Consider the following 18,066-nt stretch of genomic DNA (forward strand, 5'->3'; position numbering starts at 1 on the left):
TAACAGCATAGTTTAATCGTCTTCTAGGGTTCCGCGGTGGTGCAAATCATCATCGGTCCGGTCCGAGAGAAGACGCACAGCGCAGCTGTGTACACGGAGGGATAAAAGCCCGGGAGGATATCGGAATCGGATATCTCCCTCGCTTTTTTTTATTTTCAGCCTAACCGTCTAAGGGAGTGTCGGAGCATGAGTTCTAAAGTATCGCTGAAGCAAACGTTAACGCTATTTCAAGTCGTCTATTTGGGGTTGGCCTGGATGACTCCCATGATTTATTTCTCCATCTATGGGATCGCCTACCAAACCTCGGAAGGGATGCTGACACAGTCATACCTCCTGGCCTTTGTTGCGATCTTCTTCACCGCCTACAGCTATGGCATCATGTCCAAAACCTTCTCTGCATCCGGCTCCGCCTACACGTATGTCAAACAAAGCATGCATCCATATCTCGGCTTTCTGGTCGGCTGGGCGCTGCTGCTGGACTATTTGTTTTCCCCGCTCATCGCCTGCTTAACCTTCGGGATCTTCATCCACGCGCAGTTCCCGTCCATTCCCGCCGCCGTTCCGATTTTGCTGCTCAATGGGGTGCTCGCCATCATCGCGATCATTGGCATCAACTTCTCGGCGCAAATCAGCAAAGTGGTCATCTGGGCGCAAATGATTTTTATCGGCGCGTTCTGCCTATTCCTGTTCCGCAACCTTGCCGGCGGCTTGCCCGACCATCTGCACCTGCTCCAGCCGCTAGTTCAAACCGATGTGCCGTTCTCCACGATCGTAGCCGGCGCTTCGATCATTTGCTTTTCCTTTCTAGGCTTCGACTCTGTGACCACCATGGCAGAAGAAACCATACAGCCCGAGAAAACGATCCCCCGTGCCATTATGATCATCATCATCGTAGCCAGTATCCTCTACATCACGCCATCGTATCTCACTCAGCTGGCACTTCCGCAGGTCACCTTTATCGATATCGATTCAGCCGGCTTTGAAATCGTCAAGCTCGTCGGGGGGGCCGCACTCAGCGCCGTGTTTATCACCGTACTGATCATGGCGATTTTCACGCAGGGTTTGTCCTCGGTTACTACCGTCTCTCGTCTGCTGTTCGTCATGGGCCGGGACGCCACCCTGCCCCCGCGCGTGTTCGGGCATTTGCATCCGAAGTTCAAAACCCCGACCATGAACATCATTCTGGTCAGCCTATTCTCCCTGCTGGCGCTCGTCATCAGTCTCGATACGGCGGTCAAATTTGTCAATTTCGGCGCGCTGTCCGCCTTTACCTTCGTGAACCTGTCCGTGATCGCCCAGCGGTATATCAAAGACCGGCAGCGCTCGCTGAAGCAAACATTCCTGTACCTGGTCTTTCCGCTGACAGGCGCCGGATTTATCGGCTGGCTGCTGTCCTTGCTCGATCATACCGCGCTCTATACGGGCCTCATCTGGGTACTTCTCGGCGCGGCGTACCATTATTTGAAAACCCGCACACCCCAACTGGCGAAGCTCAAGCCGATGCGCCAAGCCGACTCTACACGCACATAATCGCATCAAAAAAGGAACCGCCCGGACCTTTGGCCCAAACGGTTCCTTTCTCATTCACACATCCCTACCCTCCCGCCCGAACGCCTCGCAGCGCTGCGATCACGAAGAGCGCCGCAATTTCCATCTCCACGGCGAGCACGCCCGCTTTTTGATACTTCTTATGCGGAAGTTCCTCAACCCCAGTGAAGAAAGCGTCCAGCGTCAGCGTAATTCCCTTCGCTACCGGAGCCTGCTGCTCCAGCGCCTCTTGATAGAGGGCGTCCGCCACTTCGACAACGTCTTGACGCCCGCCCGGATCAGCTCCTCAAAGCACACCGTCGCTCCCGGCGAGCCTACACCGTGACTGACCACGGCCATCGCCACGCCGTTTTTTTCGCCTACGAACGTACGGTACCCCCGGCTGAGCGCCAGCTCTCTGGCCCCGTCCAGCTTGGCCGCAATGGCCTCCGCCCGCTTCGGGTCTCCGCACACAATCGCGTATAGTCAACGCTTTTTCGACATTTTTCTTACATGGGAATAGGTTCCATTCGACACTGTTCAACAACTCGGATTCCTTGATGTGACAATGATTCTCAGCATTTTTCTAAAGTATATTTATAATAAAGAATTCCTTAGGCGATACGACAAATTTCTACAAGAGATCAGGTTTACAAGTAGGACTTTTGTTATATATCATATCGTAGTATGAATAATACTAAATTTTAGTAAAGTTTTAACTACTCGGTTCCATAAGTCTGAAGGATTCGGCAGGGACAGCAGCGAGGGGAACGTCATGAGAAAAGTACACATCAGCTCCGCTAGATCCGGGGATGTCCTCGGCAAGCCCATCTGGTCGGCGAACGGCACCATCCTGCTCGGCGTCGGCGTCAAGCTTAGCGATCGATATATCGAGCTTTTAAAAAGCTATGGTATTGATTACCTCTACCTGGAGGACCAGTTCACATCGGATATTATCCCTGAAAATATCATTCGAGACGAAACTCGAAAAAAAGCGGTCGAAACCGTTTACAAAACGATGGTCGACCTAACGAAGGCTCCGCAGATGAAAAGCAAGGCATCCAATCCCATGATGGGACAAACCTTCGATAAAATTTTCAGTGAAATTATGATTGATATCGCCAGCAGGAAGGATATGCTGATTAGCCTTTCCAACCTGCATTTAAAAGAGGGCTATTTATTTCACCATTCCGTGAACGTTGCGATTTTGGCGGGCATTTTGGGGGTAGCGAAGGGCTACAACCGCACTCGGCTCATGGAGCTTGGCGTGGGAGCCCTGCTCTTTGACGTCGGCATGACGGTATTCCCGGACGAGCTGTGGCAGAAGAGCACCGATTTCACCAACGAGCAAAAGGAACGGATCAAGAACCATACGGAAGAAGGCTATAACCTGCTTCGCAAGCAGTTTGATATCTCTCTTGTATCCGCTCATTGTGCGCTTCAGCATCATGAACGATTCGACGGTACCGGTTATCCCCGAGGGCTGAAAGGGAAAGAAATCCACGAGTTTGCGCAGATTGTGGCCATCGCGGACGTCTTCGATGCTCTAACCTCGCCCCGGTCGTATCGGCATGCGTATTCCCAAAGCGAAGCGATCGAGTTTCTCTATGCCAACGGCAATCAATGGTTCGATATCGAGCTCATTCGCATCTTTTGCAGCCATATTGCCTTGTATCCGATTGCATCCACGGTCCTGCTGAATACCGGCCAGGTCGGGGTCGTCGCTTCGATTAACCCGTTGGCCTCTAACCGGCCGGTCATCCGAATTATTCAAGAGCCGGATGGGTCCGCCGTACGCTCTGCTTATGAGGTCGATTTGAGTCAACAGATCAACTTAACGATCCAGAAGACGTTATAACTAGGAGCCATGTACCATGAGAACAAATTTGCTGCCTTTGGTTGGACGGCGACTAAGAAGAGATCTAATGAATCATTCCGGCGTTACGTTGGTCCCCAGTGGGGTGATCCTTACAAAGGAACATCTCCAGCTTATTCATAATCATGGCATCTCGTTTGCCGATATCGTTAAAATGACGGAACAGACCGCATACCCCCATGACCTGCTGATCCAGGAGGCCTCAGAGGAAATGCGTGAGGTGTTCCATAGCATGAAAATCAATGAGCGCGTCCCCATCGAGGATATCAGCAATAAGGTCCTGCCGTCTCTGTATCACATGGCGGAATCCGTGGATTTGTCCGGACTGCTCTCCGGCATCCAGTCCAAGGACGATTATACATACCGGCACAACATCGGGGTCGGAGTCATTTCCACGATGATCGGAAAATGGCTGCGGCTGAGCAATGAAGACCTGGAGGAGCTTACGCTGGCGGCCACCTTGCACGATGTCGGGAAAGTATGGATCCCGGACAACATCTTGAATAAAACCGGCAAATTTACGCCCGAAGAGCTGGCCGTCATGAAGCAGCATGCCCAGCTGGGCTATAACATTCTCCGCCGGACGCCGGGCACCTCGGAGCGTGTCGCCCTTGTAGCCTTGCAGCATCATGAGCGGGAAGACGGCGGCGGGTACCCCTATGGAATTCAGGGAAACCGAATCGATTTTTTCAGCAAAATTGTAGCGGTAGCGGACGTGTTCCACGCGATGAGCACCAATCGGGTCTACCGTGGAGCGATTCCTTTTTTCAAGGTGGTCTCCACGATCGCGGAAGGCGGCTACACGCAATTCGACCCGATGATCGCTGCCGTGTTCACGCAGCGCATGATGGAGCTGGCCATTGGAAGCACCGTCATCCTAAGCGACGGGCGAGAAGGAACCATCCGCATGGTGCACGCAAGTGACCCGCTTCATCCTTTGGTGCAGCTGGGAACAGAGTACATTGATCTGCATCAGCAGCGCTCGATCTCGCTCGTTCATATCTCGTAACGAATCGCAGCTTTTACCGCTTTGAATACGTCGTCTGAGGAGTGATCGGCTTGGCAACAATTATGGTCGTAGATGATGCCGCGTTTATGCGGACGATGCTCAAAATGATTCTTAGCGAACTGGGACACCAGGTCATAGAGGAAGCCGCTAACGGAGAGGAGGCCGTGCATTTTTATAAAGCGCACCGGCCGGATCTTGTGATGATGGACATCGTCATGCCGGTGAAGGACGGGCTGTTGGCGCTAAAAGAGATCCGCGCCTTCGATCCGAATGCCGTCGTCATTATGTGCACCGCCGTGGGGCAGCAGCGAAACGTTGTCGACGCCATTCAGTCGGGGGCTAGAGACTTTCTTGTGAAACCGTTTTCTAAGGAGCGAATTCTAGATTCCCTCCGTAGGCTCACGACGGCTTAACCGACGGACCGGAGGGGGCTTATAGTACAGAGGAATTTCCAATCCAATTCCTCAATCAAAATCATACCTCTGCTCTTCCCACGGATCTCCGTACATGTGATACCCGTTGCGCTCCCAGAAGCCGGGCTTATCCTTCGCCATGAACTCGATGCCCCGCAGCCACTTCGCGCTTTTCCAAAAGTATAAATGCGGGACGACCGCACGCACCGGATACCCATGCTCCGGCGACAGCAGTTGTCCGTTGTGCCGAAAGCCGAGGAACGATGTCTCCCGCAGGAAATCGGCGAGCGGCAAATTAGTCGACCAGCCGTGCTCGGCATGCAGCATAACGTACTGCGCCTCCGGCTTCAGCTTCACCCGCTGCATGATCGTGGTCACGCCCACGCCCTCCCATACATTATCGAGCTTGGACCAGGTTGTGACGCAGTGAATGTCGTTCTTGAATTCCTGCTTCGGCAGCGCCATAAACTCTTTATAGCTGAAAGAGACGTCCTCCTCTACCAGCCCGAACACCTTCAAATCCCACTTGCTCATATCGTTATAATAAGGCACACTGCCATAATGCAGCACTGGAAATCCCTCGGTCAGCGTCTGACCTGGAGGTACGCGATCCTTCATACCGTTCCCCTCACATTCACTTCATAATTCACCTGCGTTTAGTATATCCCAAAAGACGATGCTTCCTTACCAAAGCTTAGGAAAACAATGTCAACCCCGCCAGCGCAAACATCTTCAAAGCGATCGGGGATTGTGTTAGAATAAGTCTGTTGACTGATTTACGCCATTAACTGTTAATTCCGTTACGCTTGTGCTCTGTACAGTCAACAATCGTAACCATCTGGGGGATTTGCAAACATGACCACGAAAAAATGGCTTTACTTATACGCATCCATCATTCTATTTTTAGGTCTTATTGGGATGGCTGTTTTTAATGAATCTACTTATTTTCTGTATGCCGCGAGCGCGCTGCCGATACTGATCGTCATCTTCCTTCCGGACAGGGATCAGGCTCAGTACATTCCAGCCAAACGGAGCAAGAACAAGAAAATAAGCATCACCAAGCAAGCGGCCGGCGGAGAAGCAACGCTCTCGATCGCCTTTCCGGCGGGCTATGTGCAGTGGAAACGCAGCAAGCTGTACTTCCACTTGGACAGCATCACCGAAGCGGAAGCAGCCGGTACGTCGGAAGCAAGATCAGCTTCGCTGTCCGTCCTGCCGTTCGACTTAAGCGTTCATCCCCGGAAGCAAGGCTGGATCGGAATCGATCTCGCGCAGATGGCTGAGCGTACCCGCGGCCTCGCCTATACGACGGACGAGGTGAACCGCTTCGTCATCCGCATGAGCGACCTGGAGCAGGCCGCCCTGCAGATGAGTGTCGCCAGCAAAGTCGACGCTGCTGCATCCACAGCAGCCAACAATAAGACGCTGCAAGCCTAGGCAGCAGCGAATACAACAAATAGCGGATGGAGAGCCCGGTTTGGAGGAGCTTCCATCCGCTATTTTGTTATGAATTATAATAGCCTGCAGCCTGCTGCACCACCTGCTGCATCGGCAGATGATAAGGGCACTTCTGCTCGCACAGCGGCTGCTCCTTACAGGGATCATACTCGAAGCAGGCGAGAATTTTCTCTTTCTGCTTCTGATAGAAGCCGTCGCCTTTCGGCAGCAGGCCGAAGGTTTGGCGCACCTGGCTCGAAATCATAATGTCCGGAATCGTCACGCCGACCGGACAGGAGCAATAATTGCAGCGGCGGCAGTTGTGCTGACCCAGCTGCAGTGCAAGCTGCTCCAGCTCGTGGCGCTCTTCGTCACCGATCTCCTCCCGCATAGCAGCGATGTTTTCTTTGACCTCATCGATGCTGACCATCCCTGAGATCGTCACGTTCACATCCTGGCTGTACGGGTACCGGATCGCCTTCGATACCGGCTGAATAAACCCGCCGGAGAGCGGCTTCATCGCGGTCTTGCCCATGCCCTGGCGTGTAGCCTCCGGAATCAGCTCATTCAGCGCGAACGGCTGGGCCAGGTTCAAGTGAAACAGTACCTGATCGAACTGCCCCTTACTGATCCACTTCGCCAGCAGCTCCGGCCGATGCCCGGTAATGCCGATGTACCGCACATGGCCCTTCCGCTTCATCTCCAGCGCCGCGTTATAGGCGCCGTCTTCTTCCATTGCCGCTTTAAACTCCTGAACTGTGTTGACATAATGAATCTGCAGCAGATCGATAACATCCGTTTTCATGCGATCCAGACTGCGCTCGATCTCTTCCATGGCCGTCTTGTAATCGCGTTTGTTCGTCTTGGTGGCGAGAAAATATTCCGACCGGCGATGGGAAATACTATCCCCAATGATCTCTTCGCTGTTGCGGTAGCCCGCCGCGGTATCAATATAGTTAATTCCTTCGTCCAGCGCGTAGTTCAGCGCCGCCTTCGCCTGCTCGAACGGTACGCCCGGCAGGTTCATCGCTCCAAAACCAAGCGAGGATACGCGGTGTCCTGTTTGGCCAAACATCGTATAGCGCACGAAAGTTTCATCTCCCTTTGGCATCATGAATAATATGTATGAATACCTACAATTATACATCAAATGATAATCAAGATGCGACCTTTCTCTTGCAAACGCTGTCAAAAAAGTCCATGCCCAGTAAAAAACACAGCGGACCGAAAAAAGGGCGGACCGCTGTGCTGTTATAAGTGCGCTTTGCCTAACCTTGGAGATTACGATTTCCGGCCGGAGTCATTCGAATCCTTCTTGTCATCGTCTTTCTTCTTGGAGTCGTCGGACTTACGCCCGTCATCCTTCTTGTCTTGCTCTTTTTTCTGCTCTTCAGCCTTCTGTTTTAGTTCCTCTAAGCGCCGGTCCGCTTCTTCGCGCCGGCGCTCCTCTTCACTTTTCTTGGCATCGTCTTTCTTCTTGTCGTCCTCGTTGCTGTTACTGTTGCCGTTGCCACGCGAATCGTCTTTCGAATCCTTGGAATCATTCTTCTTGTCGTTGTTCTTCGAATCATCGTTAGACTTATTGTCTCCGGGACGCACGTTGCCAGGACCTGTGGCTCCTGGCTTCGTTTGCGAATTCGGCGTTGGGGTCGGGCTCGGACGAGTGGTAGCCGGCTTGTTATCCTTCCGGTCATCCTTCTTATCGTCCGACTTATTGTCCTTCCCATTGCTCGATCCTCCGCTGCCGTTCGTCGTTCCCGGCTTTCTCGGATCGTCTTTGCCGTTCTGGTTGTTCGAGGAACCGTTCGAATTATTCGAGCCGTTCGAGCCGCTTTGTCCGTTCTTCGCCGGCGTATTCGATGAGTTCGACGAGCTTTTCGCGTTCCCATTGTTGTCTTTCTTGTCCTTGAGCTTATCCTCCAGCTTCTTATCCAGCTGTCCCGACTTCTCCTCATCGACCAGCTTCTTGTAATCCGCCTTCGAAGGAAGCGCTCCTGGTTGAATCAGCTTGGCGACCTCCGGCTTCTCTTTGGAAATCTGCAGCACCGATTCCTTCTTGAGCTCGTCGAGCGTAATGTCGGTGCCGCTGTTCTTCGCGTTGAGGTAGACCGCATATTTCCCCGTCGAAACCCCGTTCTGCACCGCCGCTTCACGAACCTCCTGCGGGGCGGCAAATGCAGCCACCTGATACGAGCTCACTTGAGTCGGATGCGTCGTCTCAATGTGCTTCGTCACCTGCTGGCGCAATTTCTCCGCGATCGCCGTGTCGCTGACCTTGGTATTATCACCAACAGCCGTGCTGGCAATGACAATTTCGGCTTCTCCCCGGGCGAGCGATTTTTGCTCCGCCTTATCAAGGAGCTTACCGGCAACGTTCTCCAGTGATTTCCCCTTATAATCGACGGTTTGGATCAGATCTACGCCGTCATCATTCAGTCCTCGGAGCTCGATGACGTTCTCCTTCACATCCAATCCCATCTCTATACTCGGATTGATGTCCATCGAAACATAGGCTACCACTTCCGGGCTGCCCAGCTTGCCGTTAAAGCTGGCAAACAGCACCAAGCAGAAAATCACGGCAGCGGCGATGGCTGATCTGCCCGCTACAGACGGGCTTCGCCAGTTGATACCGGCATCGGCGTACACAATCTCTTCGCCGATTTCACAATTTCTCTTTTTCCGCGATACGCGTTGGAATTTGCCGTCCGACCGCATCACGATAATGCTTCTGTCCGTGATTTCCATCACGATGCCTTTATTCATTCGCTGCCCCCCCTTCCCCATCGTCTCTAATATGTAGGTATTCTCTAAGATACGGATAGGGCCCATGATAAATCAGAGCGACGGCAATGAGAAACTTGCGGTTGCGCTCCAACGTCTTCCGGGACACCTGTGCCTGATCGAGCAGTTCCTTGATCGGCAGCATCCGTTTGGCGAGCATGATCCGCATGAGCTCCGGCTCACTTGACAGCTTCTTGGCAATGCCGAACAGCGCTTGGCGCGAATCGTCATGCTTCGGTGAGGAATCCACCAAATCACCGAACTGAATGCCAAATTCCATCAGGCAGCGGTTCAGATCCAAAATCTCGCTGCGGCGTTCTTCCATCCCTTTTTGCTTTTCATACTGCTCAATCGCTTGATGGATTTCGATCGGATTGACGACATTGTCCTCTTCGTCCTCCACCTCAAATGTGCTGTAAGGAATTTGCTGCGAGAATCGCTGCTCCTTACGGACATAGTCAATCAGCCTGCGGCGAATAACCTGTTCGGCAAACCCCAGGAAAGACCTTCCGGCTTGCGCCGAAAACTGATTGATCGCTTCATTAAAAGCCCCCAGCGCAATGCTGAATTCATCGTCTCGGGCCGGGTCTACATAACGTTTACAAAATCTGCTCGTCACCTTGGCTACATACGGTTGATAATCCGTAATAAACTGGTTGCGCAGACGTAGATCACCTTCTTGGATGCAGATTACAATCTCTTCCGGAGTTTGTATGTCCGCCGGATCCGGGTGGTGAGTCTGACGCTTCCCTAGAAACTTCTTAAATAAAACAAGCAGCAATCGTTCCACCTCACACTAAATTTTTCGCTACAGTTACATGAATTACGGGGGTCTTTGGGAGGATAGCCGAGCCCATTTACATAGAAATTTTTGGAGTGTAAAGGAGACCGACCCCAGAGCGTGTATTCACAAAAAAACGCCCCTCTACCACGATTTCAGCAGACCTAAAAAGAAGCAGTCCGGGCTGCAAAACATCATGCTCCGGCAGCTCCGCTCTCGGCGGACGAACAGGCGGCGGCGACAAAGTTCAAATCGAACTCCTGCACAACGCATGTCCCTGCAAAAAATAACGCGGTAAGGGACGTAAGGAATAGGTAAACTTAAAGACTGCCTCGCACTGATTTCTTGGACTTCAGCTTATGACGTCGCTGACTGAGCGTGTTCAGCCGCTTCTTGAGCTGCTGCTCCCACTCGGCATCACCGATCTCCTTGGCCACCATGAGCAGATCCAGTGCCATATCAATTTGACTGCGCACCACTTCCAGCGGATCCTCATTCTCGTTGTTCACACAATTTTCAAACAGCTCGTTTGGATCGCGATGCTCCACGTATTCCGCGAAGTCTACCTCGTGAGCACCATCACCATGCGCATAATCAGCTAAAATTTCATATTCATTTTCGACCATGTGGTGCACTTCCACCCGATGGCAAACCGGACAAAACAACAGCGGCACATTGTGGATTTGCGTCCGGATATGTTTTAACGTCCCTTTGGTACCCAGCATACTGGCTCCGCAGCAAAAACTCATAAACTACGCCCCCTGTTCTTACTACCCTGTTTGTACAATATATTGAATTGCGAGCTGTTTCGTGTTTTGACTTTGGCGCATGACTTGCCGGTATCTAAACGTTATTCGACCTCAAGGTACAAAACTCCTCTTTTTTCACTGCAAAAAGGAGTCAGTTAAATGTTTCCTCCATATAAATACGATGCCTCTCGCATACTTCACCATATGAATAAAGCCAAACACATTATGTTAGTCTAAACCGCGCTGCGCCCGCATAAAATAAAGCACACTGCGCGAAAACCCGTGATGTTAGCCCATTCTCGTGCAGACAGCGCTGCGCCCAAGTCCCTGGAAGGAGAGGATGACCTAATGTTGAAACTGATTCCAATTGGTTCGAAGCAAATTGCGTTTGTCCGGTATGACGACGAATCTTCCCAGATGCTCATACAATACCATACAGGCCAGACATTTACATGCAGCGGGGTCAATCCGGACCAGTATCAATTGCTGCTGCAGTCTCCCAACCGTTATGATCTCATTATGAAATTGACGGGGGACAAAAGCGACCTTCCTCCACAACCCTAATAAGAGAAGCTCCTGTGCTATCCCTGTTTGGTCGCTACGTTTAACGTCTCTGATCGGACTCATCCCCAATCTCCACTTCGATTGCAGCCCCAGGACATCGAACCCCACGATGCCCCGCTGCAGGACCGGATTGGAGATTATTTTTTTCGGTATGCAATCTAGCGACATCGGGAACACTAGGTTCATAGATTCAAAGCAGCCTCAAGCAAAAAAATGTGCCATTTTACCTATTCGTATCCGTTTTCATGCGTTTTCATGGATTGACCAGTTTGGCAGAATTAGGTACTCTAGAGGTATCTATACAGAATCTTCCACCTGATATAGATACCTCTGTAGGTATCTATACAGAATTTTCCTCTTGTTATAGATACTCTAGATGGATCCAGCCAGACATACTCTCTGAACGAAAAAACCTCTAGTGAAACAAGATAGCATACTAGATTGTAGAAGGATGTGGGTGGATTTGCCTAGACATTTAGTCATCGGAAACGGGAAGTTTTTGATCAATCTCGACCAGCATACGTTTATGCGCGACTTGTATTATCCGTATGTCGGTCAATTAAACCACGTCGGTGGCTATCAATGCCGAGTTGGCTTGTGGGTGGACGGGGCCTTTTCCTGGCTGTCCGACCCGGAGTGGAACATCCATCTCTCCTATGCGGAGGATTCTCTCGTCACGGAGGTGCATGCGTCCCATTATCATCTGGGGATTACGCTGCTCATTAACGATGGGGTACATCAACGCGAGGATATTTATCTGAAACGCGTGCAAATTCACAATCACTGGGACACCGTGCGCGAGGTACGCATGTTCTTTAACCAGGACCTCGTCATTAACGAGACCGAGGTGGGCGATACTGCCGCTTACTATCCTCAGAACAACACGGTATTTCATTATAAAAAAGACCGCTACTTCATGTTCAGCGGCCTTGCCGGCAACGACGGACTGTATCAGTATACAACCGGCGTGAAGCGCTTCTATAATGCCGAGGGCACCTGGCGCGATGCGGAGGACGGTCACCTGATGGGCAATGCGATCGCCCAAGGCTCGGTCGACAGCACCGTCAGCCTCCGTCTGCACGTGCCGCCGAATGCGCAGGATCGACTGTATTACTGGATGACCGCCGGGAAGAACCTCGAGGAGGTCAAGAAGCTCGACGCCTATGTCAAAGAGAGCCATCCCGACAAGCTGCTCGAGCGCACCAAAATTTACTGGCAGCGCTGGGCCAACAAATCCGAGCAAGCGTATGGCGACTTAAGCGAGGCCTGCATCCGGCTCTATAAGCAAAGTCTGCTCATCGTCCGAACGCAGACTGACGTGAACGGCGCGATCATCGCGGCGAACGATTCCGATATTATGCAATCCAACCGGGATCACTACAGCTATATGTGGCCTCGGGACGGCGCTCTGATCGCCTATGCCATGACCATGGCCGGGTATCAGGGCATGATTACGCCATTTTTCCACTTCTGTGCCAACCAGCTTTCGCCGGAGGGCTATCTGCATCATAAATACAATCCCGACGGGACCGTCGGCTCCAGCTGGCACCCGTACTTGAACGGCGGCAACATGCAGCTGCCGATCCAAGAAGATGAGACGGCGCTGGTGCTGTTCGCTCTTTGGCAGGATTATGTGCGCCACGGCGACCTGGAGCTGCCGCAATCACTCTACCGCGATCTGATTCGCCGGGCCGCCCGCTTCATGTCCAGCTACATCGAGTATGACTTGAACCTGCCGAAGCCGAGCTACGATCTGTGGGAGGAGCGCTACGGCATCTTCACCTTCACCTCCTCGGCGGTTTATGGCGGCCTGATCGCTGCGGCCAATTTCTGCAGCCTGTTCGGCGACGAGGAACGCGCGAGCCGCTACCGTCACACGGCCGAGAAGATCAAATCAGGCATCCTGACACGGCTGTGGGATGAAGAGGCGGGCCGCTTCGTGCGCGGGCTTTATCTCGACAACGGCGTATGGGTGAAAGACAAAACGCTCGAAAGCAGCGTCTACGGCATCTTCGAATTCGGCGTGCTGCCGGCCGACGATCCGCGTGTGGTGAGCACGATGAAGGCCAACCGCGATGGGCTGACGATCAAAACAAGCATTGGTGGTGTTGCACGGTACTACCACGACTATTACTTCCAGCGCTCGTCCGATATTGAGAACATTCCAGGCAACCCGTGGATTATCTGTACGCTTTGGATTGCCGAGTGGGAGATCGAATGCGCGAAGACGCTGGCTGATCTGGAATCGCCAAGACGGACGCTGGAATGGGTCGTAGCCCATGCGATGGAAAGCGGCATCCTGCCGGAGCAGCTCGATCCCATGAACGGCGGACCGGTCTCGGTTGCTCCACTCACTTGGTCGCACGCAACGTATGTGCTGACGGTCGTGAAGTACAGAGAGAAGTACCAGAAGCTGAGCAAAGCGGGGGTCAAATCGTGATTCATTTACCGTCCGAGCGTCGGAATTATCCGATGCTTCGGGCGTTTTTTTATGCCATGCAAAAAAACTCCTCCCCAGCCCCCAAGTAGCCTTGGTCTAGGAAAGAGCTTGCTTCCACCTATTCATGTGCAGTTCTTTTACTCGTGGCCATATGTCGCTTCGTACTTCGCCGCGTCCCACAGCCGCTCCAGCTCGGATGGATCGCTCATTTCCACGACGATCATCCAGCCCTCCTGATAGGGCGACATATTGATCGCTCCCGGCTCCTTGTCCAGCTTGCGGTTAATTTCAACCACCTTGCCGGAGACCGGCGCGTACAGCTCGGACACCGTCTTCACCGACTCCATGCTGCCGAACGGCTCGCCCGCTTGCAGCGTATCTCCTGCCTGCGGAAGCTCGACGAACACGATCATGCCGAACTCCTCTTGAGCAAAATCGGTCATGCCGATGACCGCGTGATTCCCTTCCACACGGACCCACTCATGATTCTCGCTGTATTTTAAGTCCTTTACTACGTCCATATTGGCTCTGCCCCCTTCATCTTTGCTCAATTAGTTTATATTACCATACCCCTTCCCACAAAAAAAACTCCCAGGACCCGACGGATCCTAGGAGCTTTACTTTATTATTTATTATTTACGGATCGCGTTCACGATCAGCTCGCCCATCGCAACAGTGCCGATGGCTTTGCTCTTGTCTACGGCGATATCGCCCGTACGGTGGCCTGCATCCAGCACTTCCTTCACGGCGCGCTCGATCGCTTCTGCCGCATCGTGGTAGCCGAACGTCAAGCGGAACATCAGCGCTACGGACAAGATCGTGGCGATCGGGTTCGCGATGCCTTGGCCCGCGATGTCCGGTGCCGAGCCGTGTACCGGCTCGTACAAGCCGAAGGCGCCTTCGCCCAAGGAAGCGGAGGACAGCATCCCGATGGAGCCGGTCAGCATAGCCGCTTCGTCGCTCAAGATATCGCCGAACATGTTCTCGGTCACGATGACGTCGAAGCTGGCAGGGCGGCGGAGCAGCTGCATTGCGCAGTTGTCTACCAGTACGTGCTCCAGCTCAACATCCGGATAGTCAGCAGCGATGCGGATGACGGTTTCTCTCCACAGGCGGGATGTTTCCAGCACGTTCGCTTTGTCGACCGAAGCCAGACGCTTGCTGCGAGTCCGTGCGATCTCGAATGCTTGACGAACGATGCGTTCGATTTCGTTGACGTTGTATACGCAAGTATCCACGGCTTCTTGACCGTTCTCACCTTCGCGGCGGAACTTCTCGCCGAAGTAGATGCCGCCAGTCAGCTCACGAACCACGATCAGGTCGGTGCCTTCGAGCACTTCCGGCTTCAGCGTGGACGCTTCCTTCAGGCAATCGAAGACGTTCGCCGGGCGAATGTTCGAGAACAAGCCGAGCGCTTTACGGATGCCGAGCAGTCCGGTTTCTGGACGCAGCTCCTTCGGATTGCTGTCCCATTTCGGGCCGCCGACAGCGCCAAGCAGCACGGCATCGGATTTTTTACACATTTGCAGTGTTTCTTCCGGCAGTGGAGTACCTTTCTCATCAATCGCGATCCCGCCGAACAAGCCATGCTCGAATTCGAAGCCATAGCCGAATACTTCCTCGGTCTTCTTCATTACTTTGATTGCTTCCGCTACGACTTCAGGGCCGATTCCGTCCCCGCCGATGACGGCGATTTTTTTCACGTCTGCCATTTACATTCACTCCTCAATAAATTCTGAAATTAGTTATCTCAGTTGTAGCATAACCTACTAGTCGTTGACAAAGATATAAAAGCTATCATCGCGATAGGCAATAACTATAGGAGTGACAGAAATAGCAAAGATTGTGTTGCGGCATGGAAAGGATTAAAATAAGCCTTAATAGTTTTTTCGTCGTTGAAACCATTACCAGAAGGAGTCCTGTCATGATGAACTATCGTTTCTCCGATACGATCGAGAGCTTCAAATCCTCTGCTGTACGTGAAATTTTAAAGCTGACGCAAGGCCGTTCGATCATCTCGCTCGCGGGCGGACTGCCGAATGAACAATATTTTCCGACCGACGCCGTGAAGCAGGCGTTTAACCGCGTGTTTGAGCAAGGCTCGGGCGTGCTGCAATACGGTTTAACCGAGGGCTTCACACCGCTTCGTCAGAGCATCTCCAAGCACCTGGCGCGCAAAGGCATTCACGTCGGCATCGACAATATGCTGCTGACGACCGGCTCGCAGCAGGCGATCGACCTGCTCACCCGCGTCTACATTGATCCGGGCGACGTTATTCTCGTGGAGCGCCCGACGTATTTGGCCGCGATTCAAGTGTTCCAATCCCGCAAGGCCACGATCGTCTCGGTCGACTGCGACGCCGACGGCATGAGTCTGGAGGATCTGGAGCGCAAGATCCAGAAGTATTTGCCGAAGATGATCTATGTCATCCCGACCTTCTCGAACCCGTCCGGCAAGGCTTGGAGCCTGGAACGCCGCAAGGGGACGCTCGATATTTGCAAACGCAACAACGTGCTCATTCTGGAAGACGACCCGTACGGCGAGCTCCGTTTCGGAGGTGCTGCCAGTGACGCTTTCCCAACCATCTTCTCGCTCGACGAGCAGGCGAACGGCAGCGCCGTCGTGTACACCAGCACCTTCTCCAAAATCGTTGCCCCGGCGCTCCGAACCGGCTGGATCGTCGGCGATCAGACCGTTATCATGCACTTAACACGTGCTAAGCAGGCCGCCGATCTGCACTCCAGCTCGATGGACCAGCAGGCGCTGCATCAGCTGATGGAGCACTTCGATCTTTATGCTCACATCGATCTGATTCGCACGGAATACGAAGCCCGGATGCGTCAGATGGTTGATCTGCTGAAAGCGAAAAACTGGGACGGCGTTCGCTGGATCGAGCCTAAGGGCGGTATGTTCGTCTGGGTCGAAATGCCGAAGCACATCAACACCTCCGAGCTGCTCAAGCTGGCGGTGGAGGAAGAGGTCGCCTTCGTACCGGGCGAAAGCTTCTTCGCCGACGAGCCGGAGACCAACATGATGCGTCTCAACTTCACGCACACCAATTCAGAGGAAATGGTTCTCGCCTTCGACCGTCTCGATCGGGCCTTGCAGCGCATGCTGCAAACCGTTTCCGCTCGTTAAGATTTGAAAATAAAGAATCCCCGCCGCGCTTGCATAGATAAGCCTGGCGGGGATTTTTGCATTGTGCTAATCCCTAGTTAAAACACAAAAAGGCCCTGCCCGAAGGAGAGCTAGAGAGAACCGGGAACCCGGTCCGCTCTAGCAGGCCTTCAAACCGACCTTTTGCGCTTCCGACCAAAGAAGGACGAATAAAAGCTACTTATTTCTTGATCCAGTGCATCAGTTCACGCAGCTGGGAACCGACTTGCTCCAGCGGATGCTCGGCTTCCAGGCGGCGAGTTGCCGTCAGGAATGCGCGGCCCGATTGGTTCTCCAAGATGAAATCGCGAGCGAATTTACCTTGTTGAATATCGGAAAGAACGCGTTTCATTTCTTGCTTCGTTTCGTCTGTGATGATGCGAGGTCCTGTTACATAGTCACCATACTCCGCAGTGTTGGAGATGGAATGTCTCATGCTAGCCAGACCGCCTTCATACATCAGGTCAACGATCAGCTTCAGCTCGTGCAAGCACTCGAAGTAAGCCATCTCAGGAGCATAGCCTGCTTCAACCAAAGTCTCGAAACCAGCTTTAACGAGTGCGGAAGCACCGCCGCAAAGAACCGCTTGCTCACCGAACAGGTCAGTTTCGGTTTCTTCACGGAAGGACGTTTCGATAACGCCTGCGCGTGTGCAGCCGATCCCTTTAGCATAAGCCAAACCGATCGCTTGCGCTTGTCCAGTCGCGTTCTGGTGAACGGCAATCAGACCAGGTACGCCAAAGCCTTCCACGTATACACGGCGAACCATGTGACCTGGGGATTTTGGAGCTACCAGAAGAACGTCTTTGTCAGCGGATGGCTGAATTTGGCCGAAGTGAACGTTGAAGCCGTGGGAGAACATGATTGTTGCGCCTTGCTTCAGGTTCGGCTCAATTTCGTTTTTGTATACGCTGGCTTGGGTTTCATCCGGCATGAGGATTTGTACCACATCAGCCAATTTCGTAGCTTCTGCAACGGAGAATACTTCGAAGCCGTCGTTTTTCGCTTGGTCGAAGGAACGTCCTTGACGAAGACCGATAACTACTTTCAAACCGCTGTCACGCAGGTTTTGTGCTTGTGCGTGGCCTTGGCTTCCGTAACCGATGATTGCGATAGTCTTGCCCTTCAGAACGTTCAAATCAGCGTCTTTTTCGTAGAACATTGTAACTGCCATGGTATAATAGCTCCTCCTTTAATATGAAACCCTATGAGCGGGTGTTCAAACGGTCCAATGATTCCTCCGCCCCGCAGGGTTCTCGCTTCTTGAGTCGCTTGAACTCCCGCTCATAGGAACTTTCTACTTCGATTTTGAGTTTCTTAAAACGACATTAC

Annotated in this window: 16 protein-coding genes, 1 pseudogene and 1 riboswitch; of the genes and pseudogenes, 8 read left to right on the forward strand and 9 right to left on the reverse strand. The window is 52.7% G+C overall.

The window, feature by feature from the left end; translation table 11 throughout:
* Positions 1-12 precede the first annotated feature (12 nt).
* A riboswitch (guanidine-I (ykkC/yxkD leader) is annotated at positions 13-118 on the forward strand.
* Between the two features lie 68 nt (positions 119-186).
* A complete protein-coding gene (locus tag FPZ49_RS11715; RefSeq protein WP_144846765.1) occupies positions 187-1,530 on the forward strand; it encodes an APC family permease in 1,344 nt (447 codons plus the stop codon).
* Positions 1,531-1,600: 70 nt separating this feature from the next.
* On the opposite strand, the pseudogene FPZ49_RS11720 reads toward FPZ49_RS11715, so the two are convergent.
* A pseudogene (locus FPZ49_RS11720) lies at positions 1,601-2,004 on the reverse strand (phosphorylase family protein); the annotation flags it as partial.
* A 298-nt stretch (positions 2,005-2,302) separates the two neighbouring features.
* Between FPZ49_RS11720 and FPZ49_RS11725 the strand changes: the two are divergent.
* From FPZ49_RS11725 to FPZ49_RS11735, 3 genes are read left to right on the forward strand one after another with little or no spacing between them, the layout of a single operon-like run.
* Positions 2,303-3,385 carry an HD-GYP domain-containing protein gene (locus FPZ49_RS11725; protein WP_144846768.1) on the forward strand — a complete coding sequence of 361 codons (1,083 nt, stop codon included), beginning with the start codon at positions 2,303-2,305 and terminating at the stop codon, positions 3,383-3,385.
* Positions 3,386-3,401: 16 nt separating this feature from the next.
* Positions 3,402-4,412, forward strand: coding sequence for an HD-GYP domain-containing protein (locus tag FPZ49_RS11730; protein ID WP_144846771.1), 1,011 nt, complete (start codon positions 3,402-3,404; stop codon positions 4,410-4,412).
* 50 nt (positions 4,413-4,462) lie between these two features.
* Complete coding sequence (locus tag FPZ49_RS11735) at positions 4,463-4,825, forward strand: response regulator (RefSeq protein WP_144846774.1); 363 nt, start codon at positions 4,463-4,465, stop codon at positions 4,823-4,825.
* A gap of 51 nt (positions 4,826-4,876) precedes the next feature.
* Here FPZ49_RS11735 and FPZ49_RS11740 read toward each other — a convergent pair whose 3' ends face one another.
* Entirely contained in the window at positions 4,877-5,443 is a 567-nt protein-coding gene (locus tag FPZ49_RS11740; RefSeq protein WP_144846777.1) for a sulfite oxidase-like oxidoreductase, read from the reverse strand.
* A gap of 237 nt (positions 5,444-5,680) precedes the next feature.
* Here FPZ49_RS11740 and FPZ49_RS11745 point away from each other — a divergent pair, with 237 nt between their 5' ends.
* Positions 5,681-6,262, forward strand: coding sequence for a hypothetical protein (locus tag FPZ49_RS11745; RefSeq protein ID WP_186445782.1), 582 nt, complete (start codon positions 5,681-5,683; stop codon positions 6,260-6,262).
* A 67-nt stretch (positions 6,263-6,329) separates the two neighbouring features.
* On the opposite strand, the gene FPZ49_RS11750 is transcribed toward FPZ49_RS11745, so the two are convergent.
* The 4 genes from FPZ49_RS11750 to FPZ49_RS11765 all read right to left on the reverse strand — a co-directional run bounded on the left by FPZ49_RS11750 (position 6,330) and on the right by FPZ49_RS11765 (position 10,573).
* Positions 6,330-7,349, reverse strand: coding sequence for an aldo/keto reductase (locus FPZ49_RS11750; RefSeq protein ID WP_144846780.1), 1,020 nt, complete (start codon positions 7,347-7,349; stop codon positions 6,330-6,332).
* 194 nt (positions 7,350-7,543) lie between these two features.
* A complete protein-coding gene (locus tag FPZ49_RS11755) occupies positions 7,544-9,025 on the reverse strand; it encodes an anti-sigma factor domain-containing protein (protein WP_144846783.1) in 1,482 nt (493 codons plus the stop codon).
* Positions 9,018-9,824 (reverse strand): RNA polymerase sigma factor SigI, encoded by an 807-nt coding sequence (sigI, locus tag FPZ49_RS11760; RefSeq protein WP_144846786.1) that lies wholly within the window; start codon positions 9,822-9,824, stop codon positions 9,018-9,020. Before sigI ends, FPZ49_RS11755 begins: the two co-directional genes overlap by 8 nt.
* A 320-nt stretch (positions 9,825-10,144) precedes the next feature.
* Positions 10,145-10,573 carry a hypothetical protein gene (locus FPZ49_RS11765; protein WP_144846789.1) on the reverse strand — a complete coding sequence of 143 codons (429 nt, stop codon included), beginning with the start codon at positions 10,571-10,573 and terminating at the stop codon, positions 10,145-10,147.
* A gap of 348 nt (positions 10,574-10,921) precedes the next feature.
* Here FPZ49_RS11765 and FPZ49_RS11770 point away from each other — a divergent pair, with 348 nt between their 5' ends.
* Together FPZ49_RS11770 and FPZ49_RS11775 are read left to right on the forward strand one after the other, a co-directional pair.
* The gene (locus FPZ49_RS11770) at positions 10,922-11,137 is read left to right on the forward strand and encodes a KTSC domain-containing protein (protein WP_261381364.1); all 216 of its coding nucleotides are present in this window, start codon (positions 10,922-10,924) and stop codon (positions 11,135-11,137) included.
* A gap of 463 nt (positions 11,138-11,600) precedes the next feature.
* Positions 11,601-13,577 carry a glycoside hydrolase family 15 protein gene (locus FPZ49_RS11775; RefSeq protein WP_186445783.1) on the forward strand — a complete coding sequence of 659 codons (1,977 nt, stop codon included), beginning with the start codon at positions 11,601-11,603 and terminating at the stop codon, positions 13,575-13,577.
* Between the two features lie 137 nt (positions 13,578-13,714).
* Here FPZ49_RS11775 and gcvH read toward each other — a convergent pair whose 3' ends face one another.
* On the reverse strand, positions 13,715-14,098 hold the full coding sequence (gcvH, locus tag FPZ49_RS11780) for a glycine cleavage system protein GcvH (RefSeq protein WP_144846791.1): 384 nt from the start codon (positions 14,096-14,098) through the stop codon (positions 13,715-13,717).
* 111 nt (positions 14,099-14,209) lie between these two features.
* A complete protein-coding gene (gene leuB, locus FPZ49_RS11785; protein ID WP_144846794.1) occupies positions 14,210-15,289 on the reverse strand; it encodes a 3-isopropylmalate dehydrogenase in 1,080 nt (359 codons plus the stop codon).
* A gap of 215 nt (positions 15,290-15,504) precedes the next feature.
* On the opposite strand from leuB, the gene FPZ49_RS11790 reads away from it, so the two are divergent.
* Positions 15,505-16,716 (forward strand): aminotransferase-like domain-containing protein, encoded by a 1,212-nt coding sequence (locus FPZ49_RS11790; protein WP_144847016.1) that lies wholly within the window; start codon positions 15,505-15,507, stop codon positions 16,714-16,716.
* 199 nt (positions 16,717-16,915) lie between these two features.
* On the opposite strand, the gene ilvC is transcribed toward FPZ49_RS11790, so the two are convergent.
* Complete coding sequence (gene ilvC, locus FPZ49_RS11795; protein WP_144846797.1) at positions 16,916-17,908, reverse strand: ketol-acid reductoisomerase; 993 nt, start codon at positions 17,906-17,908, stop codon at positions 16,916-16,918.
* Positions 17,909-18,066 lie beyond the last annotated feature (158 nt).

Source organism: Paenibacillus cremeus (assembly GCF_007786445.1).
Lineage (GTDB): Bacteria > Bacillota > Bacilli > Paenibacillales > NBRC-103111 > Paenibacillus_G > Paenibacillus_G cremeus.